Here is a 26,558-nt window from a genome sequence, read left to right on the forward strand (position 1 = left end):
GGCATACGTTCTGTCAAATGCGTCTGCGAGGATGGGATCGAACCGTGACCGAAGAAGGGCCTGAATGAGCGCGAGCATCAATGATGTGGCGAAGCTCGCCGGCGTTTCACCACGCACGGTGTCGAACGTGGTGAACGACTTCGTCCATGTGCGCGACAGTACCCGGCAGCGCGTGCACGCTGCCATCGAAGAACTGGGCTACCGGCCCAACATCTCCGCGCGTCGGCTGCGGCAGGGGCGCACCCGGATCCTCGGCTTCGCGGTGCCCGAGCTCTCCCAGCCCTACTTCGCCGAGCTGAGCGAGCTGGTCGAAATCGCTGCGCAGAAGCGCGGATACACCGTCATCGCGACACAGACCGGCGGCATCCGCGAGAACGAGCGGCGCGTCCTGCGCGATCTCAGCTCCCATATCGTCGACGGACTGGTGTTCTCACCGATGTCGATGGAGAAGGAAGAGCTCTACCGCACTCCCCCGAATGTGCCCACCGTGCTCATCGGCGAGCAGATCTCCAGCTCGCGCTACACGAACATCGCGATCGACAACGTCGCAGCGACGGCAGACATCACCCGGCACCTGCTGGAGCGTGGACACCGCCGCATCGCCACGCTGGGTGCGTATCACTCCGAGCTCTATCGCAGCTCCCGGCTGCGATTGAGCGGCTATCGCCAGGCTCTCGACGAGGCGGGCATCCCCTTCGACCCGGAACTCGTGCTCTACACCGATCGCTTCGGTCGACAGGCGGGGCTGGAGGGCATCACGCAGGCGTGGCAGGCGGGCACCCGCTTCGACGCCCTCGTCTGCTTCACCGACATGCTGGCGTTCGGCGCCATCCGCGCCTTCGCGAACATGGGCGTACGTGTGCCGGAAGACGTCGCGATCACCTCGATCGACGATGTGCAGGAGGCCGAATTCTCGGTGCCATCGCTGACCACGATCGCCCCGGACAAGCAGGCCATCGCCGATCGGGCCGTCGATTCCCTGCTCGCGCTTCTCGATGATGACACTCTCGAGCCGACCAACGTCGACATCGGCTACGAACTGATCGTGCGGGAGAGTTCCGGCCGCGGCTGACCTTTCGAGCGTCGGATACCGATGGCAGGATGATGCCATGCCGGAGATGCCGGAAGTCCACGGGCTCGTCACCTTCCTCGGCGAGCGCACCGTCGGACGGGCGATCACGCGCACGAGCGTCGGAGAGATCGCAGCTCTCAAAACGTATGATCCGCCGAATACCGCTCTGGAGGGAGCAGCAGTCACCGCCGCCACGCGGTACGGCAAGTTCGTCGTGCTCTCCTGCGGTGAGGATCTGCATCTGGTCTTCCACCTCGCCAAAGCTGGTTGGCTGCGCTGGTACGAGAAGCTGCCATCAACAGTGATCAGACCCGGAAGATCTCCGATTGCGCTGCGTGTCGCCCTCGACGATGGCAGTGGGTTCGATCTCACCGAGGCGGGCACGAAGAAGTCACTCGCTGTCTCCGTGGTGCGAGATCCCGCAGACGTTCCCGGCATTGCTCGGCTCGGGCCGGATCCGCTGAGGGAATCGTTCACCCGAGACACCTTCGCCACACTGATTGCGGGGCGCCGCACGCAGATCAAAGGACTGCTGCGCGATCAATCGGTGATCGCGGGCATCGGAAACGCCTATTCCGACGAAATTCTGCACGCCGCGCGCATGTCGCCGTACGCGATCGCCGCAACACTGGCCGATGACGAGATCGATCGTCTGTTCCGTGCGATGCAGACGACGCTGACGGCTGCTGTCGCCGCAGCATCCGGAAAACCACCGGCCGACCTCAAGGACGCCAAACGCGCGGGGTTCCGGGTGCACGCGCGCCGCGGTGAGGCGTGTCCGGTCTGCGGCGATGAGGTGCGCAGTGTGTTCTTCGCCGAGCGTTCGCTGGAGTACTGCCCCACCTGCCAGACCGGGGGCAAGATCCTCGCGGACCGCAGGCTGTCACGGCTACTCAAGTGACATAGGCGCAAATCCTCTCTGCCCGACGCGGAATGAAATGTGCGTCCACGCGTTGAGTACACTGAGCATCAACGTGCTCCGGGGTCGGTGTGAATCCGAACCGGCGGTGACAGTCCGCGAGTGTCTGAGATATTCAGATGCCGATCCGGTGGAATTCCGGGACCGACGGTGATGTGAGAGAGATCTCGCTAGTCCGGAAGGGAGGCAGCACGATGCGCGAGAGCGCGCCGTCTATCATCCCCGGAGGAAAACCGAAGGACGACGGATGGCAGTGAACGACGCAGAGCGCCGCGCGATGACGCGTGCGCTCGAGCTCGCCGCCCTCGGCCCCCGCGGGATCAACCCGCAGGTCGGAGCCGTGATCCTGTCCCCCGCCGGCGACATCATCGCTGAAGGCCGGCACCGTGGTGCCGGCACTCCGCACGCCGAAGTCGACGCGCTGTCGCAGTTGCCGCCCGGTGCGGCTCGCGGCGCAACCGCCGTCGTCACCCTCGAGCCCTGCAACCACACCGGCCGTACCGGCCCCTGCGCCCTGGCGCTCATCGAAGCAGGGATCAGCCGCGTCGTCTACGCGCTGGATGATCCCGGTGCCACATCCGGTGGCGGCGCCGACAGGTTGCGCGATGCCGGTGTGGATGTTGATTCCGGCGAACAGAGAGACGCCGCCCGCGCGGTGATCTCCGATTGGTTGACCGCTCAGCGTGCGGGCCGCCCGCACATCACCGTGAAATGGGCGCAGAGCCTCGACGGACGCGCGGCTGCGACCGATGGCACCAGTCAGTGGATCACCGGCCCGGATGCACGCGCCGATGTGCACCGCCGCCGGGCCGAGGCCGACGCGATCGTGGTCGGCACCGGCACCGTGCTCGCCGATGATCCGGCCCTCACCGCACGTGACGGCGACACCCTGTACGCGCATCAGCCGATCCCCGTCGTCATCGGGTCCCGCGCGACACCACCGGATGCTGCCGTACACCGCCACCCGCACGATCCACTCTTCTTCAGCACCCGCGATCTGCATGTCGTGGTCCGCGACCTGCATGCTCGCGGCATCCAGAGCGTGTTCATCGAGGGCGGCCCGACGCTGGCCAGCGCGTTCATCGCCGCTGGCCTCGCTGATCGTGTGCTCGCCTACATCGCCCCGGTCCTGCTGGGCGGCGATCGCCTGGCGCTGACTGACATCGGCGTGCCGACGATCGATGCCGCCCGCCGTCTGACGATCGACGAGTGGGTGCCGCTAGGCGCCGATCTCCTCGCGATCGCGCACCCGACCGCCCCAGAACCGCAGAGCAAGGGAGTCCGCTGATGTTCACCGGAATCATCGAAGAGATCGGCGAGATCACTGCCATCGCCCCGTCTGGTGACGGCTGGCGGTTGACAGTGCGAGCGCCGCGCGCTGTTCAGGATGCTGTGCACGGCGAGTCGATCGCGGTCTCCGGCGTCTGCCTCACCGTGGTCGAGTCGACCTCGGACTCCTTCGCCGCGGATGTGATGAAGCAGACGCTCGACGTATCGGCGCTTGCCACAGCATCCGTCGGCACCAGCGTCAACGTTGAAAAGGCGATGCCCGTCGGTGCACGTCTCGGCGGCCATATCGTCCAGGGGCATATCGACGGCACGGGCGAAGTTCTGGAGGTGCGTCCTGGCGTCGAATGGAGCGTTCTGCGCGTCTCGCTGCCGGCCGAGCTTGCGCCGCTAGTCGTCGACAAGGGTTCGATCTCGGTGGATGGCACATCCCTCACGGTGAGTGCGGTGTCAGACCCTTCACTGACCGCGTCGCACTGGTTCGAAATCTCGCTCATCCCGGAAACCCTCACCGCCACCACGCTCGGAACCCGCGCCGTCGGCGACCGCGTCAATCTCGAAACTGACATCCTCGCCCGCCATGTTGAACGCCTCCTCGCGTTCCGGGCTGTCTCGGAAGGAGGCTCGCGATGAGCCTTGCCACCATCGAAGAAGCTCTCACGTCTCTGCGCGCGGGGCGTCCCGTCATCGTCGCCGACGACGAGAACCGTGAGAACGAGGGTGACGTCATCCTCTCCGCAGAGCTCGCCACCCCCGAGTGGGTCGCCTGGACAGTGCGCTGGTCATCCGGTTTCATCTGCGCACCCATGCCCGCAGATCTCGCCGACACCCTCAACCTGCCTCCCATGGTCGAAGCCAATGAGGATGCCCGCTCCACCGCATACACGGTCAGCGTGGATGCCGCAGAAGGCGTGACGACCGGCATCAGCGCCTCCGACCGCGCACACACCCTCAACGTGCTGGCGAACCCGCAGTCGACAGCGACGAGCGTCATCCGCCCAGGACATGTGCTGCCGCTGCGCGCTGTCGACGGCGGCGTACGTGAACGCGGTGGCCACACGGAAGCCGCGGTCGATCTGATGCGACTGGCAGGCCTGGAGCCCGTCGGCGCGATCGCCGAGGTCGTCGACGAAGACGGCAGCATGATGCGTCTTCCTGGCCTCAAGGAACTCGGCAAGCAGTACGAGATCCCGGTGATCACGATCGAACAGCTCATCGCCTACCTGAATGAGACCGACCCGCTGGACGCGCCAGTGACGTCATCGCACGCAGGTCGGCGCCGAGTGAGTCTGCGAGCGGATGCCACGGTGCCCACCTCGCACGGCACATTCCGTTTTCTCGCCTACAAGGATCGCGTCACCGGCACGGACCACATCGCCGTCGTTTCGGGCGAACTTGATGAGACTGCGCTCGTGCGCGTGCACTCCGAATGTCTGACCGGCGAGGCGTTCGGGTCACTGAAGTGCGAGTGCGGTCCGCAGCTGGACGCGTCGCTTGAGGCAATCGAACGCCAGGGCGGCGTCGTCATCTACATGCGCGGGCACGAGGGACGCGGCATCGGGCTGATCAACAAGCTGCGGGCATACAGCCTGCAAGAGGAGGGGCTCGACACGGTCGACGCGAACCTCGCTCTGGGCCTTCCGGCAGATGCCCGCGAGTACGCCTCAGCGGCCGGCATCCTCAGCGATCTCGGCGTCTCGAAGGTGCGCCTGCTGACGAACAACACCGACAAGGTCACCAAGCTGCGCGAGCTCGGCCTCGATGTCATCGAACAGGTTCCGCTGATCGTTGGCGTCGGCGTCAACAACCATCAGTACCTCGAAACCAAGCGCGATCGCATGGGTCATATCCTCGGCGCAGCCGAGCTGGCCGAAGCCCTTGCCCAGGGAAAGGACAACGTATGAGCGGCGCAGGAGCCCCTTCGACAGGAACCGAGAAGATCGACGGCGCCGGACTCCGCGTCGTCGTGATCGCCGGCACCTGGCACGACACCATCACGGACGGTCTGATCGCCGGATCCGAGCGGGTGCTCACGGCATCCGGTGCCTCCTATGAGGTCGTACGCGTGCCCGGATCGTTCGAGCTCGCGGTCGCAGCGCAGGCTGCGTTCGCCGGCGGTGCGGATGCTGTGGTCGCTCTCGGTGTCATCATCCGAGGCGGCACACCGCACTTCGAATACGTGTCTGCTGCGACGACCGATGGGCTCACCCGGGTGTCGCTGGATGCCGGAAAGCCGATCGGCTTCGGTGTGCTGACCCTCGACGACGAACAGCAGGGCATCGATCGCGCGGGTCTCGCCGGCTCGAAGGAAGATAAGGGCGCCGAAGCGGCGGATGCTGCGCTGCGTACCGCGCTGCTCATCAAGCAGCTGCGCGACTGAGGGTCGCCTATCTGGCACTTTCTTCGGTGTCGGCCTACTGTGAGGACATGGAGACCCTGCGCCACGTCGTCGTATTCATTCACCTCATCGGCTTTGCCACGCTCTTCGGATCGTGGGCTGTGCAGGCCTTCGGCGGGAAGCGCGAGTTCACCCGCCTGATGAGCATCGGAATGGCGATCGCTGCTGTTGCAGGTCTCGCTCTTGCAGCCCCGTGGGGCATCGAGGGTGACATGAACTACGCAAAGATCGGCACCAAGCTCGTGGTTCTGCTGATCATCGGCGCACTGTTGGGCATCGGTACATCGAAGCAGCGCAAGACCGGCAGCGTCGCACCGGCCGTCTTCTGGCTCGTGGGCATCCTGACGCTCGTCAACGCCGGTATCGCCGTCCTCTGGTGACTCGCCGGGCTGCTTGTCATGACAACAAGCTGTGATCTTGCCTATAATCGATCCGTTGCCGTAAACGCGCGCCCATCACAGAGGCTGAGGCGCTGCAACCCCTGAGAAGCTCCGCCATACCCCTGCACCGGCGGAACCGATCCGCGGCTTATCCACCCTGCCTCACGATCGGAGAATCACATGCGCTACTTGCTTCGCACTGCTGTCGTCCTGTCTGCTTCCGCCCTCGTCCTCACTGGCTGCGCAGCCAGCGGCGGCGGCGAGTCCGGCGGAGAAGCCGGCGCTCTGAAGGGTTCCGGCAGCGGTGACAGCTGTGTCATCGACGCGACCGTTCCCGTCGGCGCGGCGCTCAGCCTGACCGGTGGTGCTGCCAGCTACGGCGAGTCGCAGCAGAAGGGCCTCGAGCTCGCGCTTGAGCACCTCAATGCTGAAGACGGCGTCGAGTACGACCTGACCATCGAAGACGACGGCACCGACCCGCGCCAGGCGATTTCCGTGTTCGAGGGCTTCGCTGCCAACGGCACCAGCGCCGTCATCGGACCGACCCTCTCCAACACCGCTTTCCAGGCACAGCCGGTCGCGCAGGAATCGGGCCTTCCGGTCGTCGCCATCTCCAACACGGCAGAGGGCATCACCGCGCAGGGCGACTTCATCTTCCGCGACTCGCTCACCGAGGGCCAGGTCATCCCGCAGACGATCCAGGCCGCCACCGAGAAGCTCGGCCTGGAGAAGGTCGTCGTCATGTACAGCAACGATGACGCCTTCACCGAGTCCGGGTACGAGGTCATGGCATCCTCTCTCGAGGACTCCGGCGTTGAGATCCTCGACACGCTGACCTTCTCGGTCAGCGACACCGACTTCCGCAGCCTGCTGACGGCCGCCAAGGAACTCCAGCCCGACGCGATCGTCGTCTCCGCGCTCATCGAGGCGGCCATCCCGCTCGTCACCCAGGCCCGCGAACTCGGCATCGACCAGCCCATCATCGGCGGCAACGGGTTCAACAACCCGCAGCTGATGGCGGATGCTGGCGAAGCCGCTGAGGACGTCATCGTCGGCGCTGCCTGGAACTCTGCTTCTGACAGCCCCGAGAACACCGAGTTCATGGCGGCGTTCGAGGAGGAGTTCGGCTCGGCGCCTGACCAGTTCGCTGCACAGGCGTACACCGGTCTGCTGGTCATCGACCACGCGGTTCGCGTGAACTGCTCGGGCGAGCGCACCGATGTCCAGGATGGCCTCACCCAGGTGAAGGATCTGGCGACCCCGCTGGGCTCGCTGACAATCAACGCTGACCGTGACGCTGAGCACCCGGCAGTGGTGCAGATCGTCAAGGACGGCTCCTTCGCCGTGATGAACTAACCGTCTCCCTCCCTGAGGACACACCATGCAGCAGTTGCTCAATGGCCTGTTTCTCGGTTCGATCTATGCGCTGTTCGCTATCGGGTTCACCCTGGTATTCGGCATCCTGGATCGGCTGAACCTGGCTCATCCCTCGGCGTTCGCCGCTTCGGCATTCGTCGGAATCTGGCTCACCGAGGCCTACGATCTTCCGATCGGCGTTGTGCTGATCCTGGTGTTCCTCTTCGGAGGCATCCTGGGTCTGCTCATCGAACGCATCGCCTTTCGCCCGTTGCGGGACCGACCAGACGCGCACTTCGCGGGTCTGATCTCGTCCATCGCGCTCGGCGGCATGGTGATCGCACTGCTGCAGGCATTCTTCGGACCGAACACCCGCCGCTTCCCGGCGGGGACGGTATCTGATGAGTCCCTTCAGATCGGCGGGGTGACAGCAAGCTATCTGCAGCTGGCAATCCTCGCGATCTCGCTGGGACTGATGATCGCCCTCACCATTTTGGTGAAGCGATCGTCACTGGGACGCTCGATGCGGGCGGTGGCGGAGAACCCCACCGCCGCCCGCGTTCTCGGCGTGAATGTCGACCGGGTAACCTCCCTCACCTTCGCGATATCGACGGCGCTCGGCGCTGTTGCGGGTGTGTTGTTCGCTCTGAACGTCAATAGCGCCCAGCTCGGCATGGGAACCGCGATCGAGCTTAAAGGGCTCGCCGTCATCATCGTCGGCGGTATGGGTTCTCTTCCCGGCGCGTTGATCGGCGGGCTGATCCTCGGTATCGCCGAGGTCTTCACGATCCAGTACGTCGGATCGAGCTGGCGTGATCTGATCGCGTTCGCTCTGCTGTTCCTGATTCTGCTGCTGCGACCACAGGGACTGTTCGGTAAGCGGAAGGTGCGGGAAGTCTGATGTTCTTCACGGAGTCGACTCTCGTCTTCATCGCGATGAACGGCGTCTTCGCGTTCTCGTTCTACGCGGTTCTCGTCGCCGGCCAGCTGAGCCTTGCTCAGGCCGGATTCGCTGGGCTGTCCGCATTCGTCGCCGCCAGCATCGCCCCTGCTCCGACCGAGTGGGGCCCGCTCCCCACCCTGCTGTTCGCGATGTTCGTTGGCATGGTGGTGGGCGCTCTCGCCGCTGTCATCCTCGGTCTTCCGACGATGAAGCTGCGCGGGGTGTTCCTCGCCATCGCGACCCTCGGATTCGCCGAGGCGATGCGCATCTTCATCCTCAACGCCGAATGGACCGGCGGTGCGCAGGGCATGTCCGTGCCGAAGATCATGACCCCGGTCATCGCCTGGGTCGTGCTGATCATCGTCGCTTACTGGTTCTGGCGTCAGACCCGCTCACGCTACGGCCGGGCGCTGGAGGCGATCCGCGAGGACGAACTCGCCGCGCGTTCCATCGGCATCAACGTCGGCGGGCACCGCCTGACCGCATTCGTCTCGGCCGGTGTGCTCGCCGGGCTCTACGGCGTGATGTGGGCGTATTACATGCGCCTGATCGCACCGGAGGACTTCGCGTTCGAAACGGCCATCGATGGTCTGGTCACCGCGGTTGTCGGCGGAACGGCGAACTTCTTCGGACCGATCCTCGGCAGCGGCTTCCAGACCATGCTTCCGGAGATCCAACGCCTCATCGGGATCGAAGCGGGCTGGATCCGCCCGTTCCTGTCCGGGCTGCTGCTGCTCATCGTCATCCTGTACCTGCCCGGCGGCATCGCGAGCCTGATCCCGCGTCGCAAGCAGCGCATCGATATCAGCGCTCTCGACATGGATGCTCCGGCAACCGGCCGCAGCCACCCCGCCGCGGGTGAAGTCATCGCCGAGTTGAAGGGTCTCTCGAAGGAATACGGCGGCGTACACGCTGTGCGCGGCGTCGATCTGACCATCCGAAGCGGCGAGGTCGTCGGCCTCATCGGGCCCAACGGCGCCGGCAAGACCACGCTGGTCAACATGCTCAGTGGCTTGATCCCGCCGTCGGGCGGATCAGCGACGGTGCTTGGCGTGCAGATCGGCAAGACCCCGGTGCATAAGTTCGCGGCAGCGGGTGTGACCCGCACCTTCCAGCATTCGAAGCTCTTCAACCGCCTCACCGCTTTGGAGAACGTCCTCATCGGCGCCCACCTCGTCGCGAAGCCCACGTTCCTGCGTCGGCTGATCTGGCTGCCCTCGGCGCGACGCGACGAGCGTCTCGCGCTGGAGCACGCGGCCCGCTGCCTGCGCCGTGTCGGCCTGCTCGACAAGGCTGATGTCACGGCCACCGCACTGTCGTACGGCGACCAGCGTCGGCTGGAGATCGCGCGGGCCCTTGCCGCCGATCCTTCCCTGCTGATCCTCGATGAACCGGCCGCCGGTATGAACCACGTCGAGGCCGAGGGCTTGTCGGAGCTCATCCGTTCGCTGGCTTCGGATGGCCTGACCATCATCTTCATCGAACACAACGTCGGCATGGTGCTGGGTACCTGCGACCACATCATCGTGCTGAACTTCGGTGAGGTGCTCGCCGATGGCACACCCGATGAGATCGCAGCCGATGAACGGGTGATCGAGGCGTACCTCGGCTCGGCCGACAGCGCAGATACGGAGGCCGATGACCATGTCTGAACCACTGCTCAGCGTGAAGGACCTCGTGGTCTCGTACGGACGCGTAGAGGCCGTCCGCAGCGTCTCCTTCGATGTCGCCCCGGGAGCACTCGTGACGCTGGTCGGAGCCAACGGCGCCGGCAAGTCATCGATCATCAATGCGATCTCGGGCATCGTGCGTCCGGCTTCGGGGACGATCACCTACGACGGTGCGGACATCACCCGCACCCGTTCGCACAAGCTGGTTCCTCGGGGCCTCGTTCAGGTGCCGGAGGGCCGTCAGATTCTGGCGACCATGACCATCGCCGAGAACCTGCGGATGGGTGCCCGCTCGCAGGGGCGACGTGCCGGATCCGCGATCGACGAGATGTATCAGCGGTTCCCGGTGCTCGGTGAGCGTCGGTCGCTGGCAGCGGGTTCACTGTCGGGTGGCGAGCAGCAGATGCTCGCCATCGCCCGGGCCATGCTCGCGCAGCCGCGTCTGGTGCTGATGGATGAGCCGTCCATGGGGCTGGCTCCGAAGATCGTCGACGGCGTGTTCGAGGTGATCTCTGAGATTCGTGCCACCGGCGCCACGGTGCTCCTGGTGGAGCAGAACGCTCGTCGTGCGCTGCAGGCAGCGGACGAGGGACACATCCTGCAGAACGGCTCAGTCGTGCGCTCGGGTGCGGCATCCGATCTGCTCGCCGATGACGACATCATCCAGGCGTACTTGGGTACCGGAGGCACAACCGCGTGAGTGTCTCCCGCCGGCGCATCCGGCGCCGCATCCCCACCTGGTCAGCCGTAGCTCCGCTGCTCGGATTCCGTCGTCCTGTGCTCGATCCCGTCGAGCGACGGCTGCGCGCAGCGTTGACGGTGAAGGATCTGGCGCAGGTAGCTCGGCGCACGACGCCGCGCTCCGTGTTCGACTATGTGCACGGGGCAGCGGAGGACGAGCTCAGCCTGCGCCGGGCGCGCTCGGCATTCTCCTCGGTGGAGTTCTCGCCCCGCGTCCTGCGCGACGTCGGCGCCGTGGACACGTCCACGATGATTCTGGGGCGTCCGGCCTCTTTCCCGTTGATCATGGCGCCCACCGGATTCACCCGGATGATGCATCATGAGGGCGAGATCGCGGTCTCACGTGCTGCGGCGCGGGCCGGAGTTCCATACAGCCTCTCGACGATGGGCACGACGTCACCGCGTGCCCTGCAGCACGAGGCACCGGGAGACAACTGGTTCCAGCTGTACCTGTGGAAGGACCGCGAGGGAACGCTGCGGCTGATCGATGAGGCACGGTCCTCCGGTTTTGACACCCTCGTGCTGACCGTCGATACGCCGGTTGCTGGCAACCGGCTGCGGGACACCCGCAACGGCTTGACGATTCCGCCTGCTCTGAATGTGAAGACGATGTGGGACTTCGCCCTGCATCCGAACTGGTGGATCAATGTGCTCACGACCGACCCGATCGAGTTCGCGAGCCTGCGTTCCTTCGATGGCACGGTCGCAGAGCTCGTGGCGAAGATGTTCGATCCGACGCTGAGCTTCACAGATCTCGCGTGGCTGCGCGAACAGTGGGAGGGCAAGCTCGTCGTGAAGGGCATCCAGTCTGTTGAGGATGCCCGGCAGGTGGTGGATGCTGGTGCTGACGCACTGGTCGTCTCGAATCACGGCGGCCGGCAGCTCGACCGCGCACCTACTCCCCTGCGGCTGCTACCCGAGGTCGCCGCTGCTGTGGATGGCCAGGCACAGGTCTTCTTGGATACCGGCATCCTGTCGGGAGCGGACGTGCTTGCAGCCGTCGGTCTCGGCGCCGACGCGTGCATGGTGGGCCGGGCGTACCTGTACGGCTTGATGGCCGGCGGCGAGCGCGGCGTCGATCGGATGCTGGAGATCATGCGCGCGGAAGCGGTGCGCACGATGCAGCTCACTGGTGTGAGCTCGATCGGGGAACTGCGCGGACGCGTCAGCTTGGGCTGACGCCACTTCGGTCAGACGAACATCACGCGAGGCGGCGGTTCGTCGATATACGTGGCACCCGTTGGGCTCGTCCATGCGATCGCCCCACCGGGAAGCTGGGTGGCAGACCATCGATATCGTTCGTCGAGATCCGGATGCTTGAGCGTGTGATGCCCTTTGCAGAAGTGCGAAAGGTTGCAGATCTCGGTTGCTCCGCCCTTGGCGTGGTCATGATTGTGATCGATCTCGCAGCGGTGTACGGGCCTCCGGCACCCGGGGAAGCGGCAGTGTCGATCTCTCGCCCGTAAAAATCGCTTCATCGAGGCTGTTGGCACGTAATTGTCAGTGGAAACGGCCATCCCCTCCGGATCGAGGAACAGGCGGGACCAGGATGTCGCTCTGCTGGCGAAGTCTCGAGCCAGGTCTGGGAGAACCGGCCCATAGCCGTCGAGCTCAGCCATCCGCTCGTCGTCACCGGTGAGGGTGCTCGCGGTGAGCGTGATCTGCACGGTCGCCTTGATCGATTCGGCTGCCGTGCCCGTTACTGATTCGGCCTTTCCCGCCAGGAGGAGATCCATGATGATATCTGCGCGGATCTGGCCCATCGTTCGTCTGTCGGCATCGGGAGAGGTGTCGTTCTTGTTCTGTTCGAAGACCACTTTGGCCATGGCTGTGGCACGATCCAAGGCGGCTCTGCCCAGCACTTCGGGCGTCGTGATGACAAGCTGGCCCATACCATCGCTGAGAGAGTGGAACTGCGCGTTTCTCGTCTCGCGTGCGCTGCGATGTCTCTCGCTGACACTGGCGGGAGCGATTGCTGCGACAAGTGCTTTGGCGTGCGCTCCGGTGCGGGCCGGGGTCTCGCCGACGGCGAACTCGAGTATGCGCGCCTGATACTGCGCGTAGGCATCTGCATCGCCATACGGCAGCCCGATCGTCGGCGGAATGATGACGTCGACGTGTCGTTTACTGATCAGCCCTGCCGCGAACGCCTTCGCGATTTCGGGGAGCTCTCGCCTCAGAGTGTCTGCTCGGCAGAAGTCGCCTTCTACCGTCCCCTGCGACATATTCGCCGCCGCCGCGAACTCGGCGGCCATCGAACGGAATGCCACGTCATGGTCGAAGGCACCCGGAGGCAGCTTCTCGCGCAGCATCGCGAACCGCTCGCCCATGATCTCGGCGCGCCGAGCCTCGAGCCGCGAGACTTCGGTTCCGAGCGTGGCCCATTCGTCCCGCAACGCGGATACGCGCTGGAACTCAACTTCGATGGGAGAGATATCTGCCATAGGTCAATTATGGCATCTATCTTCTAATCGAGCAAGAGCTTATTTGCGTACTCTCGAAATTATCTTCGAGATATCAATAGCTGGCGAGCACCCGCTGTGCAGCGCCGTCCAGCGTGATGGTTCCGCCATAGGGAACGATCCACTGCGGCCTGGTGTGCCCGAATGGCACACCAACACAAACCACAGCATCCGCGTTGTAATGGGCGACGGTTTCGATCACGACGTCGCGCTGCGCATCCCGCAGCGCCTGTGCCTCATCCGGCGAAGGGTGGAACTCGAAATCGCTGACCGGCGGACGCGCGAAGACGACCCCTGAGACCGCCGCGAGGAGACCTCGCTCCCCCAAGCCGCGCAACCAGCGCCCCACCCACCCGGCCGAGGGACGCTCTTCGCTCGTCTCGGCGATCAGGATCGTCCCCTCAAGCGCCGACAGTGCGGGCAGTCGGTCTGCGAGTGCCAGTTCATCGATCGATTCCAGGCAACCACCCCAGGTGCGTCCGGATATGCGCACGGCGGGGCCCGCCCAGCTCCACGGTTCCGTCGGCACGCGATCACCGAACTCTGTGAGGGCGAGCGGGTCTTCCCAGCGCTTGCCGACGTCCTCGGATTCCCCCGGCTCAGTGAGCTCGATCTCCCCACCGCCCAACAGAGCCGCCCGCAAAGAGCGCAGATGAACGTCATCCACGGCGGGGCCGGGCCCGAGGTGCACCGCCGTTGACCCGCCGTAGAACCCCGGGATGCCGATACCCCAGAGCCAGTTCAGAATGTTGGTGTTATCGCTGTAGCCGATGAACGGCTTCGGGTCGGCCTGCGCGAGCGTCGCGTCGAGGTGCGGAACGACAAGGATCTGATCGTCGCCGCCGATGGTGGCGAGGATCGCTCGGATGCTGGGATCCGCGAAGGCCGCGTTGACATCGCCCGCCCGGGCTTCTGGTGACGCGTCGAGCTGACGGGTGGTCGGATACTCGACCGGGATGAGCCCGGTCAGCTCAGTCAGTCGCCGTAGCGCCTGCTCATGGATCTCCGGAGCCACCGCTGGCGCGGCAAACGCGGGCGAAAGGATAGCGACACGGTCGCCGGGAACGAGCTTGGGCACAGTCAGCATCCACTGATTCTCTCGCATGACCAGGCGTCAACATTGCTTGACGAGCCCGAATCGTCAACATATATTGACGTTATGACTATTCGCACCGCACAAAGCCTCGAACCGGATGGCGAGCCGATCGCTGAACTGCACCGACTCGCCGGGATCCGCAGTGAGATCGCCCGCACCGAAGAGACACAGGTGCGGCGTGCGCGACTGGCCGGATATTCATGGCAGGCGATCGCCAGCGCGCTCGGAGTGACAAAACAGGCCGCACATAGGAAGTACGGTCGTAGGTAACCCCTTACTCAGATCGAGGTCTCGTATGTCTCGCACGGCGACCAGCCGCCGACGCGGACGCGGCGCACCGCAGGACGGCCCGCGCGCCACGTTCCGCCAGCTTCTCCCCTTCCTGTTCGAGCACAAGCGCACGCTGATCGTCGTCGCGATCCTCAGTGTGTTCGGAGCGGCCACCTCGCTCGCCCAGCCGTTGCTGGTCGGACAGGTCATCGTCGCGGTGCAGTCCAATCAGACGCTGGGAGTGCTCGTCTGGCTGCTGGTCGGCTTCGTGATCGTGTCATCCGTCATCTCCGGCTACCAGCACTATCTGCTGCAGCGCACCGGAACAGCCGTCGTGCATTCCAGTCGCCGTCAGCTCATCGCCCGCATCCTGCACCTGCCGATCCGCGAGTTCGACGCGCGCCGCACCGGCGATCTCGTCTCGCGCGTCGGGACCGACACGACGCTGCTGTATGCCGTACTCACGCAAGGCCTTGCAGATGCCGTCGGCAGCGCGATCCTGTTCCTCGGCGCTCTGATCGCCATGCTGATCATCGATCCGATCCTGCTGCTCATCATCGTCGCTGTCGTGGGGCTCTCGCTGGCCGTGGTGGTCATGCTCAGCGGCCGAATCCGCACCGCCTCCACCGCGCAGCAGGTGAAGGTCGGCGAGCTCGCCTCGGCGGTCGAACGCGCCGTCGGTTCCATTCGCACCGTGCGCGCATCCGGTGCCACCGAGCGCGAGACGACGTCGGTCTCCCACCTGGCCGGCGAGGCGTACGGTCTCGGTGTGAAGATTGCCAAGGTGTCCGCTCTGGTCGTGCCGATCTCCGGTGTCGCACTGCAACTGTCCCTGCTCGCCGTGCTCGGTGTGGGAGGATTCCGCGTTGCCGCGGGCGCTATCACCGTGGCCTCGCTCATCACGTTCGTGATGTTCCTGTTTATGATGCTCATGCCGCTGGCCACGACCTTCGGCGCCATCACCTCGGTCAACCAGGCGCTCGGCGCCCTCGGCCGCATCCAAGAGGTGCTTGATCTTCCCACCGAAGACCAGGAAGATGCCGCGATCGCCGCCGCCGTCCGAACAAGCGATGCTGATGCGGCCGCTGATCCTGCCACCGGGCGGGCAGTCGTCCCCGCGCTGTCGTTCCATGACGTGCGCTTCCGTTATCCGGATGCTGTCATCGCCGCCCGCGAGGCCGCCACGACCGAGGCGCACACCGTCCTCGTCGATGCGCACCTCGAAAGCAAGACGGATGATTCAGCCCTCGCGAAAGAAGAACATCGCGACGTACTCCGCGGCGTCTCCTTCGCAGTTCCACGCGGCTCCCGCGTCGCACTCGTCGGACCGAGCGGTGCAGGAAAGAGCACGATCCTCTCGCTGATCGAGAGGTTCTACGACCCGACTGGTGGTTCAATCCGCCTCGATGGTCACGACATCCGCACCTATCCGCGGACGGATCTGCGCGCGAACTTCGGCTACGTCGAGCAGGATGCCCCGACCCTCGCCGGCACGTTGGCCGATAATCTGCGGTTGGCGTCACCGGAGGCCACGGATGCCGACTGCGAACGTGTTCTGCGTGCCGTGAACCTGGGCGACGTGCTGGATCGCGGAGCGCTGGGACTGGAAACACCCGTCGGTGAGGATGGTGTGATGCTCTCCGGCGGTGAGCGTCAACGCCTCGCAATCGCCCGCGCTCTCCTCACCGAGGCCCCCATCCTGCTCTTGGACGAGTCGACATCATCTCTCGATGGGGTGAACGAGCAGCGCATGCGCGAAGCGATCGATGCGGTCTCTGCTGACCGCACGCTCATCGTGATCGCGCATCGGCTGTCCACCGTCGTCGACAGCGACCAGATCGTCGTGCTGCAGGCTGGCGAGGTCGTGGGGCAGGGAACGCATACGGAACTCATCGAATCGACGCCGCTGTACCGCGATCTGGCACGGCACCAGTTGCTGGCCTAGTCCCCCGAGCGGCTTAACGCGACGACAGGATGGCGGGACCACTCAGCCATGGGTATGTCCCTGCCATCCCGCCGTCGCGGGTCTTTACTCGGCCTGGGCGAGTCGGTAGCGCAGCGAAGCGAGCTCGGTGCGCAGCGCAGCCGGCAGCTTGTCACCGAAGGTGTCGTAGAACGCCTCTGTCGAGTCGGCTTCCTGCCGCCAAGCATCCGGATCCACTGCGAAGAGCTCGTCGAGATCCTGCTGGGGGATGTCGAGGTTGTCCAGGTTGAGATCGTCGATGATCGGCAGACGCCCGATCGGGCTGTCGACAGCGCCCACCTCGCCACTGATGCGGCGGATGATCCAGTCCACGACGCGCGAGTTATCGCCGAAGCCGGGCCAGAGGAACCGGCCGTCTGCGCCGCGGCGGAACCAGTTGACCTGGAAGATCCGCGGTGCACGGTCGAAGCGCAGCGACCGACCGACCTTCAACCAGTGCGCGAAGTAGTCGCCCATGTTGTAACCGCAGAACGGCAGCATGGCGAATGGGTCGCGGCGCAGTTCCCCGAGAGTCCCCTCAGCGGCGGCGGTGCGCTCGGAGGAGATCGTCGAGCCGAGGAAGACGCCATGCGTCCAATCCGTCGCCTCGACGACGAGCGGGACGTTGGTCGCACGACGACCGCCGAACAGGATGATGTCGAGCGGAACAGCTTCTTCCCAGTCGTCGGAGATCTGCGGGCACTGAGCTGCAGCCACGGTGAATCGAGAGTTCGGGTGTGCTGCGGGACGACCCGAGTCGGGAGTCCAGTCATTTCCCTGCCAGTCGACGAGGTTCGCCGGCGGGGCGTCCGTCAGGCCTTCCCACCACACGTCTCCGTCCGGGCGGAGTGCGACGTTGGTGAAGATCGTGTTGCCCCACAGGGTCTCGATCGCGGTGACGTTGGTTGATTCGCCGGTGCCCGGTGCGACGCCGAAGAAGCCGGCCTCGGGGTTGATCGCCCACATCCGGCCGTCTTCGCCGGGGCGGATCCAGGCGATATCGTCGCCGAGGGTTTCCACCGTCCATCCGGGGATGGTCGGGCGCAGCATGGCGAGATTCGTCTTGCCGCACGCCGAGGGGAAGGCCGCGGCCACGTGGTAGGCCTTGCCCTTCGGGTCGATCACGCGGATGAGGAGCATGTGCTCGGCCAGCCAGCCCTCATCGCGGGCGATGACCGAGGCGATGCGCAGTGCGAAGCACTTCTTGGCGAGGATGGCGTTGCCACCGTAGCCGGATCCGTAGGAGTAGACCTCGAGCGTGTCGGGGAAGTGGACGATGTACTTCTCGTCACTGCAGGGCCACTCGACATCCTGCTCGCCTGGTGCCAGCGGCGCACCGACGGAGTGCACGGTCTTGACCCAGGGTGCACCTTCAGCGATCTGACGGGTGACCGCGTCGCCGACGCGGGTCATGATGCCAATGGATGCTACGGCGTAGGCGCTGTCGGTGACTTGAACGCCGATGTGCGAGAGCGGGCCGCCGACGGCACCCATGGAGAACGGCACGACGTACATCGTGCGCCCGCGCATCGAGCCGGTGAAGATGTCGGTCATCGTTTCGCGGATCTGGGTCGGGTCCGCCCAGTTGTTCGTGGGACCAGCATCCTCTTCGCGCTCGGAGGCGATGAAGGTGCGCGCTTCGGTGCGCGCGACGTCGCTGGGGTTCGAGCGGGCCAGGTATGAGCCGGGCCGCCATTCGGGGTTGAGCTTGATCAGCTTCCCCTCGTCAACCAGACCGCGCAGCACCGCATCGTTCTCTGCTGGTGAGCCACTGACCCAGTGCACGGAATCCGGCTGAGTAAGTGTTGCGATCCCATCGACCCACGCGACCAGGTCAGCAAAGGCCTGCGTGTCATAGGTCGGCACAGCACCGAATGCCCGTGTCGGTGCAACAGCAGGGATGCGAGGTGTGAAGGTTTCGGCCATGGCCATGTCTGCTCCTTCGAAGAGATCGGCGTGTACCTCAATTCTTGACAGGATTCCGGTGGGGTTTCGGACTGATTGAGGTTAAAGAAGTGCGATTCTTTCGTTATGATCAAGGAATGAGCGACTCCGGCATCCATCTCACGACTCTCGGTCACCGCATCCGTCATCACCGACTCGCCCACGGCTTCACCCTCGATGAGCTCGGCGCGCAGGTCGGCGTCGCGGGTTCTCAGCTGAGTCTCATCGAGAACGGAAAGCGCGAGCCGAAGCTTTCCCTGCTGCAGGCGATCGCGCAGGCGACCGATACCGAGGTCGCCGACCTCATCTCCGGTGAGCCGCCCAACCGCCGTGCGGCGCTGGAAATCGAGCTGGAGCGCGCTCAGGTCAGCCCCGTGTTCCGCCAGCTCGGCATCACACCGGTTCGAGTCTCCAAAGGCATGCCCGACGAGACGATCGAGTCGATTCTCGGATTGCACCGCGAACTCCAACGTCGCGAGCGCGAGGCCATCGCCACTCCGGAAGAAGCGCGACGCGCGAACACCGAACTACGCCTGCGGATGCGAGCGCAGAACAACTACATCGGAGACATCGAGAAGCTCGCCGAGAAGCAACTGAAGGCGGCCGGGCACGTCAGCGGGGCGCTCACCCACCGCACCGTGATCATCATGGCCGAGAAGCTCGGCTTCGAACTCATCTACGCGAACGACCTGCCCCGGTCGACGCGCTCGATCACCGACCTCGAGAACAGCCGTATCTACCTGCCACCGGCATCCATCCCCGGCGGCCACGGCTTGCGCTCCATGGCGCTGCAGGCGATGGCGCATCGTCTGCTCGGGCACACTCCCCCGACCGACTACGCGAATTTCCTCGAGCAGCGCCTGGAGATCAACTACTTCGCGGCCTGCTGTCTGATGCCAGAAACCGCGTCCGTCGCTTTCCTGCAGCAGGCCAAGAAAGACCGCAACCTCGCCGTCGAGGACTTCCGCGATGCCTTCGGTGTGACCCACGAGGCCGCCGGAATGCGGATGACGAATCTGATGACCGAGCATCTAGGAATGCTGCTGCACTTCCTCCGCGTTGACGACACCGGCGCCATCACGCGCGTCTACGAGAACGATGATCTGCTCTTGCCGATGGATGTCACCGGCGCTGTGGAGGGCCAGCCGGTGTGCCGGAAGTTCCAGGCGCGCTCGGCGTTCACGCAGCAGAACCGCACCACCGAGCGTCACCAGTACACCGATACCCCTGCGGGCACTTTCTGGTGTGCGACGCAGACCGGAACCGCTGATGACGGCGAATACTCGATCACCGTTGGCGTGCCTTTCGACGATGCCCGCTGGTGGCGCGGACGAGAAACCGCCGAGCGTGCAGTGTCGTCCTGCCCCGATGAGGCGTGCTGCCGACGCCCCACACCGGATCTGGCCTCGCGGTGGAGCAACAAGGCTTGGCCGAGCGCCCGCGTGCACACGCATATGTTCTCGCCATTGCCCCGCGGTGCATTCCCCGGCGTGGACGAGAACGACGTCTACACGTTCCTCGCCCGCCACGCCGAGTAGCTTTCCCCCCCTTTCCCCCCTTGCGAGTGTCCAGTTGTGGCTCCCTTTTCGCGCAAAACACAGCCACGCGCGAACACTCGAAACTAGATCAGTGGGTGATGAACGCTAAGTAGCGGGAGAGCGCGGGGGCTGCGTCGAGCGCGGTGCTGTGCGCGAACAGCTCGGCGATCGGTTCATCGCGGTGGCGACCGACGGCCGTGGAGTGACGCCAGGTGCCGGCCACGACCCCCTCGGCGACGATGATCGGACGCACCATGCCGTTCTTCGCCGGCCCCACCGTCGCGAGATGCTCCGAAGGGCAGGCAACGGTGCGGTCGAGGTAGGAGATGTAGTACTCCTCAAAGGGTCCGAGCGCGACGACAGCGGCACCCTGTGATTGCCGCCTGGGGCGCGGTTGTGCGAGGAACTGCCCGTCGTCGATCTGACGGATGCGATCGTCATCCATGGATGCTGCGGCTGCCGCGCGTGCACCGCCAAGGGTGAGCCCTGCCCACCAGGCGAAGTCCTCCGCTGTCGCCGGACCGTGGCCGCGAATGTACCGGATGAACAACTCAGCGGCAGGATCACGCGGCCACGCGGCGCCAGTGACATGCTCTTCGACAAGCACGAAGCGCTGCTCACGGGATGCACCGTCCGGGCGCGCGATGACAGGTCCCTGGCAGATCATTCCGCGCAGTGCAAGGTTCTGGATCGCGTGCAGCCCGCGCTGGTTGCTCGGATCGATGCCCACCTGCTCGAGGATCACGAACAGCTCAGCGCGGGTCAACGCGTTACCACCGGTCAGCGCCGCACGAACAACGCGCTCGACGGTCGAGAGCGTCTCAGCGTCGAGTCCGAGTTCGCGGTAGCGCGGAGCTGCCATGCGCAGCTGTCGCTCACCTGTCACCTCCAGCACCCAGCCGAGGTCTTCAGCGGGGACGATGTGCAAGGTTCCGCGCTGCGTCCACGCGCGCACGAGGGCACCATTGTTAAACAGCCGGTCAACATCACGAAGTGTCGGCGCACCGGTAGTGCGTGCGGCCAAAGCCCAGCGCCCGGCCCAGAACTCCTGCGCCTGCACCGCGAGCATGTGGCGCGCAGCATCCAGCACCGAGCGAGCCGGCGCACTCAGCCGGTGCGAGCGCAGGCGCTCGGCGCGGAGCAGGTGTGCGTCCATCGCTCCATCTTGCCGGGTGGCGTAGACGTTCGTCAGCACGTACCGCCGCGGCGTTTTCGCGGCCTGCTCCGGATAGCCTGATCCCATGACTGCGATCACCGCTCATGCTGCCCTTCTCGACATGGACGGAACACTCGTCGATTCCACGGCCGTGGTCGAGCGACTGTGGTGGGAATGGGCGGCGCCGCACGGCCTCGACCGGAACACGGTGCTGGAGACCGTGCACGGCAGACAGGGTTGGCAGAGCATGTCCCTTCTGCTGCCGGAGCGCGATCATGCGGTCAATCTCGAGGAGAATGCGCAGATGCTCGCCCGCGAGAGCGCCGAGGTCGACGGCGTCGTTGAGATCCCGGGTGCGGCTGCATTCCTGCGCGCACTGGCGCCGTTCCCGCACGCGATCGTCACATCGGCGAACGACGCTCTGATGACCGCACGGATGGCAGCGGCCAGTCTGAAGATCCCCGAGATCGCCATCACCGCGGAACGCGTGACGAGGAGCAAACCCGATCCAGAAGGGTTCCTGCTCGCCGCTTCAAGCCTCGGCATCGCCCCCGCAGACTGCGTGGTGTTTGAGGACTCCGGTGCGGGCATTCGTGCGGGACTGGACGCGGGGATGAGCGTCATCGGCGTGGGCCCGCACGCGCCCCGGTTCGCGCCAACGCATCACATCGAGGACCTCACGCAGGTCACCATCGCACCGACCGCCGGCGGGTTCGAGATTCAGATCAGCTGAGCGCGTCGATCGCGTCGCGAAGGATGCCGTGGGATCGCGCCAGCGCGGCGGTGGCATGCTCGGTATCGGCGCCGGTCGCCAGGGTAAGCAATGCGAGTTTCACCGAGCCGCCTGCAGCCTGCAGTGCCTGCGTCGCGTCCTCGATGCCCACACCAGCAAGCTGCGTCACGGTGCGGATCGAACGTGCATGCAGCTTCTCGTTCGTGACGAGCAGATCAACCATCACGCCGCGGTGAGTCTTGCCGAGCTTGATCATCGACAGGGTCGTGAGCATATTGACGACGAGCTTCTGCGCGGTGCCCGCCTTCAGACGTGTCGATCCGGAGATGAACTCGGGTCCGGTGACGACTTCGATCGCGATCTCCGCCGCCGCGCCGATGTCTGAGCCGCGATTGGAGGCAACGGCTGCGGTGAGCGCACCGATGCTCCGAGCGTATTTCAACCCGCCGACGACGTACGGAGTGCGACCGGATGCCGAGATGCCGACGACGGTGTCGCGTTCGGCCAGCCCCAGTTCTTGAAGTGCGTGCCCCGCGGCGTCGGTGTCGTCCTCGGCGTCCTCGACCGCTGATCGAATCGCCGTGTCGCCGCCGGCGATCAGGCCGACCACCATCGATGGATCGGTTCCGAATGTGGGTGGGCACTCGCTGGCGTCGAGCACGCCCATTCTCCCCGCGGTGCCGGCGCCGATGTAGATGAGCCGGCCGCCCCGACGGAATCGTTCGGTGATCCCGTCGACAGCGCGCGCGATCTCTTCGGCATGCTCGGCAACCGCGACCGGAACCCGCTGGTCCTCGGCGTTCATCCTTCGCACCAGCTCTGCGGTGTCGAGCAGGTCGAGGTCGCCACGTTCGCTTGTCACCGCCTCGGTGTCGAGGTGCGCCAGTACGTCCAGGAGCGCGGAAAGGCGGGTGGATTCATTCGGCACGATGGACGACCCTTTCATGCGGCAGATCGGTGCGACGAGTGAGAAGCACTGCCCCGTCGAAAGCGTCGCCGATCGCTGGGGCGACCGTGCGTCCGGCCGAGACGAGGGCGCGTTCGAGTTCGCGGCGGAACCAGGGGTGCGCGGTGAGGCCACCATGGAGGACGACCTCGGGGTCAGCGGATGCGGCGACAGCGGAAGCGGTGAGCAGGCCGATCGCTTCCCGCACGATGTCGGCGGCCACGTCGTCACCAGCTTCGGCTGCGTCAATCACGAGAGGTGCGACGGTAGCCAGCCGACGAGCCGTCGCAGCCTCCTCGCCGAGCCACACGAGGACGTCGGCTGCGGGCTCGATCAGTGTGCGCAGAGCATCGGAGAGGGCTGTGTCGGCACCGAGCCCGTCTCGGAATCGCAGCGTCGCACGAATACCTTCGCGTCCGATCCAGGATCTACTGCCGAAGTCGCCGAGTTCTGGGCCCCATCCGTCCACGAGGCGCACACCGTCTGCATCGATGCCGAGCGCCGCAGCACCCGTGCCCGCGAGCAGGAGTGTTCCGGATGCACCGCCTCGTGCGCCGGCATGGGCGGTGACGACATCAGAGGTCACCGATGTCGGCGCTCCTGTCACCTCGGCGAGCTTTCGAGCGAGAGCGGCGGCGGCATCGGGCGCGGTCCACGCCCCGGCCGCGCCGATACCGAGCGCGCTGATGTCTCCGTGCTTCGGAAGCAGCAGAAGGATCGCAGCGAATGAGGTCTCAAGTCCGTCGCTCGTCGCGAGGCCGGGCGCACCTACGCCCGTACGCACAGTGCGCCCTTCGGCACTGATCACGGCAACCCTGCATCGGGATTTACCGAGATCGACCGCGACGATAGTCTGCACGATCTGCACCTCTCCACTCTCACGTCTTGGCATTGGTCGAAGCTTTTCGAAAAGACTCTACAGTCAAGCTACCCCTAATGAAAAGAATTTACCACGTTGCGCACTCGACTGCGGCATAGTGTTATCCCAGACATCAAAGGAGCACGGATGAGCATTCAGTCCACGATCGAAGCCGCCGCTTCGACGCTGCCGCCATCCCTGGCCCGCATTGCGACAGTCGTGCGGGAGAACCCATCCATCGTCATCGACATGACGATCAATGAGCTCGCCCAGGGATGCAGCACCTCGGTGGCCTCCGTCGTACGCTTCTGTCGCGCGATCGGCTTCAGCGGCTACGCCACCCTGCGCATGGCCCTGGCCACGGAACTCGGCAAGGAAGCCGCCCAGTTCCCCACTCGCGGCGCCTCGGGCTCGGAGATCTCTGACGATGACTCCCTGCGCGAAGCCGTTTCCAAACTGGCAGCCCTCGAACTTCTCGCCATCGAGGAGACCATCGGGCAGCTGGACTTCGACGTTCTGGAGTCAGCGATCGATGACATCGATCGCGCGGAGCGCATCCTCCTGTACGGCATCGGCGCCAGCCAATTTGTCGCTGAAGATCTCGCCCACAAGCTCCTTCGTGTCGGCCGAAACGCCCACGTGCTCACCGACCCGCACGAGGCGGTCGCTGCAACCGTCCTCAATGCGGGTCGCACCGTCGCCATCGGATTCTCCCACTCCGGGGAGACCAACGAGACTGTACGGTTCCTCCGCACCGCAAGCGACAACGGCGCCTCCACCGTCGCGGTCACCTCGGCAAAAGGCTCTCGCCTTGCCCTCGCCTCCGACCACGCACTGTTTACGGAAGTGCGAGAGTCCTCGTTTCGCGCTGGAGCCATGGTGAGCCGCATCGCCCAGCTCGCACTGATCGACTCTCTCTTCGTGGGCGTCGCCAAACGCCGCTTCGCTGACACCGTCGACGCCCTGCAACGCACTCGTGAGGCCACCCGCGCCCTGCGTGACTGAAATCACGTCGGCGGCCACATCGGCGATATGGAGCTGACCGCTGGGCAGAAGCGGCCCGCATCGATGGCGCCGGCCTCATCCGCCAGACGTGGTCGATCACGATCCCGCTGCTGCGACCGTCGCTGGTCTTCGTCGTGCTGATGACGTTCGTTAACTCGATCCAGGTGTTCGACCCGATCTACCTGCTCACCCAGGGAGGTCCGGCCAACTCCACCAACGTCGTCGGCTTCGAGATTCAGCGCTCGGCGTTCCAGTACGGCATGGCCGGTGATTCCTCTGCCCTGGCTGTCTCGCTCTTCCTGATGATCGTCGCTGTCGGCGGCGTGCTCGGGATCATCATGAAGGGACGCACACGATGAGCGCCGATGTCTCTGTCACGGTCCGTCGCCGGGTCGGAAAGACCGTCCAGTACGTTCTGCTCGCGATCGTCGCTCTGATCCCGCTCTTTCCGCTGTACTGGCTGCTCATATCGGCGCTGAAGACCCCGGCGGAGTTCTCGTCGATTCCACCGACGTGGTTCCCTGCGATGCCGACGCTGGATCCGACGATCACCGCACTGACGGCGGTGCCGTTCTTCCAGTCGATGGTGAATAGCATCATCATCGCCGGCGGGGCGACGATCTCGGTTCTGATCACGAGCATCCTCGCCGGATATGTGTTCGCCAAACATCAGTTCCGCGGTCGCGATCTGCTGTTCTGGGGCATCATCGCGACGATGTTCCTGCCGCCGATCGTGACGATCGTGCCGTTGTACTACCTCGTCTCCAGCATGGGACTGTCGGACACGTATCTGGGTGTGCTGCTGCCATGGCTGGCGAACGCTTTCGGCATCTTCTTGATGCGGCAGTTCATCCAGGACATCCCGGACGAACTGATCGAAGCGGCACGCGTCGACGGCGCGGGAGAGTTCCGCATCGTCTGGCAGTTCGTCGTCCCGCTGCTGAAGCCCGCGATCGTGACGCTCGCGGTGTTCATGTTCGTCTACGCCTGGAACAACTTCCTCTGGCCGCTGTCGATACTGAAGTCGGAGGCGCTGTATCCGGTCGTGCTGACGCTCAACCGGCTGATGTCCTACACGATGAGCTTCGAGTATCAGAACGTCGTGCTGGCCGGAGCAGTTATCGCGTCGCTGCCGACCCTACTCGTATTCCTGGTGACGCAGCGCGTCTTTGTCGCGGGTATCGCCGCGAGCGGAGTGAAGGGCTGAGTCCGCGTCCGGATGAGGTGGCGGCACGGTTGCTCCATGCCGCCACCGAAGTTCAAGCGGTCGGCGGCAGCCCGAGGTCCTCTTCGCGCACGGTGCCCTGGAACGACCACGGGAAGTCGATCCACAGATCGGTGTCCTTCCATGCGAAGTCCGGCTGGATGATCGTCGAAGGCTTCGTGTAGATCGTCACCGACCGCACGTCAGCACCCTTGTCTTCGAGCAGCTTCACGGCGAGAGCGAGCGTACGGCCCGAGTCGGCGACGTCGTCAACGAGCAGCACTCGACGACCGTCGAGGTAGGCCATGTCGAGTTCGGGCGGCAGCACCTCGGGGGCATCCAACACGGTTCCGATGCCGGTGTAGAACTCGACGTTGATCGCACCGCAGTTCTTGGCGCCGAGACCGTAAGCGATCGCGCCAGCAGGCAGCAGTCCGCCGCGAGCGATGGCTACGACCACTTCTGTCTGGAAACCGCTTTCGAGGATCCTGCGCGCCAGGTCTCGCGTTGCCGATCCGAATCCGTCCCAGGTGAGCGTCTCGCGCTCGATAGCTGTCATTGCTCCATTCTCTCCCCTTTCGCGCGCTACCATCGACATGTCCGGTTCAATCACCGG

26 protein-coding genes and 1 riboswitch are annotated in these 26,558 nt (G+C 65.0%); of the genes, 19 read left to right on the plus strand and 7 right to left on the minus strand.

Annotated features, from left to right (window positions below; genetic code table 11):
• The first annotated feature begins 64 nt into the window (after nucleotides 1-64).
• The 12 genes from ACSU1L_RS05800 (at nucleotide 65) to ACSU1L_RS05855 (ending at nucleotide 11,945) form a co-directional block, all read left to right on the plus strand.
• Nucleotides 65-1,072, plus strand: a complete 1,008-nt coding sequence (locus tag ACSU1L_RS05800; RefSeq protein WP_438253308.1) for a LacI family DNA-binding transcriptional regulator — start codon at nucleotides 65-67, stop codon at nucleotides 1,070-1,072.
• 37 nt (nucleotides 1,073-1,109) lie between these two features.
• Nucleotides 1,110-1,973, plus strand: a complete 864-nt coding sequence (locus ACSU1L_RS05805) for an Fpg/Nei family DNA glycosylase (RefSeq protein WP_439255001.1) — start codon at nucleotides 1,110-1,112, stop codon at nucleotides 1,971-1,973.
• A 70-nt stretch (nucleotides 1,974-2,043) separates the two neighbouring features.
• Nucleotides 2,044-2,187, plus strand: a riboswitch (FMN riboswitch).
• Nucleotides 2,188-2,238: 51 nt separating this feature from the next.
• Nucleotides 2,239-3,279: a bifunctional diaminohydroxyphosphoribosylaminopyrimidine deaminase/5-amino-6-(5-phosphoribosylamino)uracil reductase RibD gene (ribD, locus tag ACSU1L_RS05810; RefSeq protein ID WP_439255002.1), complete on the plus strand. Its 1,041-nt coding sequence runs from the start codon at nucleotides 2,239-2,241 to the stop codon at nucleotides 3,277-3,279.
• Nucleotides 3,279-3,911 (plus strand): riboflavin synthase, encoded by a 633-nt coding sequence (locus ACSU1L_RS05815; protein WP_439255003.1) that lies wholly within the window; start codon nucleotides 3,279-3,281, stop codon nucleotides 3,909-3,911. The genes ribD and ACSU1L_RS05815 overlap by 1 nt, the downstream gene beginning before the upstream one ends.
• Entirely contained in the window at nucleotides 3,908-5,182 is a 1,275-nt protein-coding gene (gene ribA / locus ACSU1L_RS05820) for a GTP cyclohydrolase II (RefSeq protein ID WP_439255004.1), read from the plus strand. Before ACSU1L_RS05815 ends, ribA begins: the two co-directional genes overlap by 4 nt.
• Nucleotides 5,179-5,658, plus strand: coding sequence for a 6,7-dimethyl-8-ribityllumazine synthase (ribH, locus tag ACSU1L_RS05825; RefSeq protein ID WP_438253303.1), 480 nt, complete (start codon nucleotides 5,179-5,181; stop codon nucleotides 5,656-5,658). The genes ribA and ribH overlap by 4 nt, the downstream gene beginning before the upstream one ends.
• A 47-nt stretch (nucleotides 5,659-5,705) precedes the next feature.
• Nucleotides 5,706-6,056, plus strand: a complete 351-nt coding sequence (locus tag ACSU1L_RS05830; RefSeq protein ID WP_438253302.1) for a Fe-S protein — start codon at nucleotides 5,706-5,708, stop codon at nucleotides 6,054-6,056.
• 180 nt (nucleotides 6,057-6,236) lie between these two features.
• On the plus strand, nucleotides 6,237-7,412 hold the full coding sequence (locus ACSU1L_RS05835) for an ABC transporter substrate-binding protein (RefSeq protein ID WP_439255005.1): 1,176 nt from the start codon (nucleotides 6,237-6,239) through the stop codon (nucleotides 7,410-7,412).
• Between the two features lie 25 nt (nucleotides 7,413-7,437).
• A complete protein-coding gene (locus tag ACSU1L_RS05840; protein WP_438253300.1) occupies nucleotides 7,438-8,313 on the plus strand; it encodes a branched-chain amino acid ABC transporter permease in 876 nt (291 codons plus the stop codon).
• Nucleotides 8,313-10,007, plus strand: coding sequence for a branched-chain amino acid ABC transporter ATP-binding protein/permease (locus ACSU1L_RS05845; RefSeq protein ID WP_438253299.1), 1,695 nt, complete (start codon nucleotides 8,313-8,315; stop codon nucleotides 10,005-10,007). Before ACSU1L_RS05840 ends, ACSU1L_RS05845 begins: the two co-directional genes overlap by 1 nt.
• Nucleotides 9,994-10,725 (plus strand): ABC transporter ATP-binding protein, encoded by a 732-nt coding sequence (locus tag ACSU1L_RS05850; protein ID WP_438253298.1) that lies wholly within the window; start codon nucleotides 9,994-9,996, stop codon nucleotides 10,723-10,725. Before ACSU1L_RS05845 ends, ACSU1L_RS05850 begins: the two co-directional genes overlap by 14 nt.
• A complete protein-coding gene (locus ACSU1L_RS05855; RefSeq protein ID WP_439255006.1) occupies nucleotides 10,722-11,945 on the plus strand; it encodes an alpha-hydroxy acid oxidase in 1,224 nt (407 codons plus the stop codon). Before ACSU1L_RS05850 ends, ACSU1L_RS05855 begins: the two co-directional genes overlap by 4 nt.
• 11 nt (nucleotides 11,946-11,956) lie before the next feature.
• Here the strand turns inward: ACSU1L_RS05855 and ACSU1L_RS05860 are convergent, their stop codons facing one another.
• Nucleotides 11,957-13,210: a DUF222 domain-containing protein gene (locus tag ACSU1L_RS05860; RefSeq protein ID WP_439255007.1), complete on the minus strand. Its 1,254-nt coding sequence runs from the start codon at nucleotides 13,208-13,210 to the stop codon at nucleotides 11,957-11,959.
• Nucleotides 13,211-13,283: 73 nt separating this feature from the next.
• Nucleotides 13,284-14,315, minus strand: a complete 1,032-nt coding sequence (locus tag ACSU1L_RS05865; protein WP_439255008.1) for a S66 family peptidase — start codon at nucleotides 14,313-14,315, stop codon at nucleotides 13,284-13,286.
• Between the two features lie 72 nt (nucleotides 14,316-14,387).
• On the opposite strand from ACSU1L_RS05865, the gene ACSU1L_RS05870 reads away from it, so the two are divergent.
• Nucleotides 14,388-14,594: an AsnC family protein gene (locus ACSU1L_RS05870; protein ID WP_438253294.1), complete on the plus strand. Its 207-nt coding sequence runs from the start codon at nucleotides 14,388-14,390 to the stop codon at nucleotides 14,592-14,594.
• A 25-nt stretch (nucleotides 14,595-14,619) separates the two neighbouring features.
• The gene (locus ACSU1L_RS05875; RefSeq protein WP_439255009.1) at nucleotides 14,620-16,539 is read left to right on the plus strand and encodes an ABC transporter ATP-binding protein; all 1,920 of its coding nucleotides are present in this window, start codon (nucleotides 14,620-14,622) and stop codon (nucleotides 16,537-16,539) included.
• Nucleotides 16,540-16,623: 84 nt separating this feature from the next.
• On the opposite strand, the gene ACSU1L_RS05880 is transcribed toward ACSU1L_RS05875, so the two are convergent.
• Complete coding sequence (locus ACSU1L_RS05880; protein ID WP_439255010.1) at nucleotides 16,624-18,489, minus strand: phosphoenolpyruvate carboxykinase (GTP); 1,866 nt, start codon at nucleotides 18,487-18,489, stop codon at nucleotides 16,624-16,626.
• A 110-nt stretch (nucleotides 18,490-18,599) separates the two neighbouring features.
• Here ACSU1L_RS05880 and ACSU1L_RS05885 point away from each other — a divergent pair, with 110 nt between their 5' ends.
• A complete protein-coding gene (locus ACSU1L_RS05885) occupies nucleotides 18,600-20,039 on the plus strand; it encodes a helix-turn-helix domain-containing protein (RefSeq protein ID WP_438253291.1) in 1,440 nt (479 codons plus the stop codon).
• Nucleotides 20,040-20,127: 88 nt separating this feature from the next.
• On the opposite strand, the gene ACSU1L_RS05890 is transcribed toward ACSU1L_RS05885, so the two are convergent.
• The gene (locus tag ACSU1L_RS05890) at nucleotides 20,128-21,282 is read right to left on the minus strand and encodes a winged helix DNA-binding domain-containing protein (protein ID WP_439255011.1); all 1,155 of its coding nucleotides are present in this window, start codon (nucleotides 21,280-21,282) and stop codon (nucleotides 20,128-20,130) included.
• Between ACSU1L_RS05890 and ACSU1L_RS05895 the strand changes: the two genes are divergently transcribed.
• Nucleotides 21,281-21,928, plus strand: coding sequence for an HAD-IA family hydrolase (locus tag ACSU1L_RS05895; protein ID WP_439255012.1), 648 nt, complete (start codon nucleotides 21,281-21,283; stop codon nucleotides 21,926-21,928). The genes ACSU1L_RS05890 and ACSU1L_RS05895 overlap by 2 nt on opposite strands.
• On the opposite strand, the gene murQ is transcribed toward ACSU1L_RS05895, so the two are convergent.
• Both murQ and ACSU1L_RS05905 read right to left on the minus strand, forming a co-directional pair.
• The gene (gene murQ / locus ACSU1L_RS05900) at nucleotides 21,921-22,856 is read right to left on the minus strand and encodes an N-acetylmuramic acid 6-phosphate etherase (RefSeq protein WP_439255013.1); all 936 of its coding nucleotides are present in this window, start codon (nucleotides 22,854-22,856) and stop codon (nucleotides 21,921-21,923) included. The two genes, ACSU1L_RS05895 and murQ, sit on opposite strands and share 8 nt — an antisense overlap.
• Entirely contained in the window at nucleotides 22,846-23,733 is an 888-nt protein-coding gene (locus tag ACSU1L_RS05905) for an N-acetylglucosamine kinase (protein WP_439255014.1), read from the minus strand. Before ACSU1L_RS05905 ends, murQ begins: the two co-directional genes overlap by 11 nt.
• A 147-nt stretch (nucleotides 23,734-23,880) precedes the next feature.
• On the opposite strand from ACSU1L_RS05905, the gene ACSU1L_RS05910 reads away from it, so the two are divergent.
• From ACSU1L_RS05910 to ACSU1L_RS05920, 3 genes are read left to right on the plus strand one after another with little or no spacing between them, the layout of a single operon-like run.
• The gene (locus ACSU1L_RS05910; protein ID WP_439255015.1) at nucleotides 23,881-24,738 is read left to right on the plus strand and encodes a MurR/RpiR family transcriptional regulator; all 858 of its coding nucleotides are present in this window, start codon (nucleotides 23,881-23,883) and stop codon (nucleotides 24,736-24,738) included.
• The gene (locus ACSU1L_RS05915) at nucleotides 24,735-25,097 is read left to right on the plus strand and encodes a carbohydrate ABC transporter permease (RefSeq protein WP_439255050.1); all 363 of its coding nucleotides are present in this window, start codon (nucleotides 24,735-24,737) and stop codon (nucleotides 25,095-25,097) included. Before ACSU1L_RS05910 ends, ACSU1L_RS05915 begins: the two co-directional genes overlap by 4 nt.
• Nucleotides 25,094-25,945, plus strand: coding sequence for a carbohydrate ABC transporter permease (locus ACSU1L_RS05920; protein ID WP_438253281.1), 852 nt, complete (start codon nucleotides 25,094-25,096; stop codon nucleotides 25,943-25,945). Before ACSU1L_RS05915 ends, ACSU1L_RS05920 begins: the two co-directional genes overlap by 4 nt.
• Nucleotides 25,946-25,997: 52 nt before the next feature.
• On the opposite strand, the gene ACSU1L_RS05925 is transcribed toward ACSU1L_RS05920, so the two are convergent.
• Nucleotides 25,998-26,501: a phosphoribosyltransferase gene (locus tag ACSU1L_RS05925; RefSeq protein WP_438253280.1), complete on the minus strand. Its 504-nt coding sequence runs from the start codon at nucleotides 26,499-26,501 to the stop codon at nucleotides 25,998-26,000.
• Between the last annotated feature and the right edge of the window lie 57 nt (nucleotides 26,502-26,558).

The organism is Microbacterium sp. A94, from assembly GCF_051842855.1.
Taxonomy (GTDB): Bacteria; Actinomycetota; Actinomycetes; order Actinomycetales; family Microbacteriaceae; genus Microbacterium.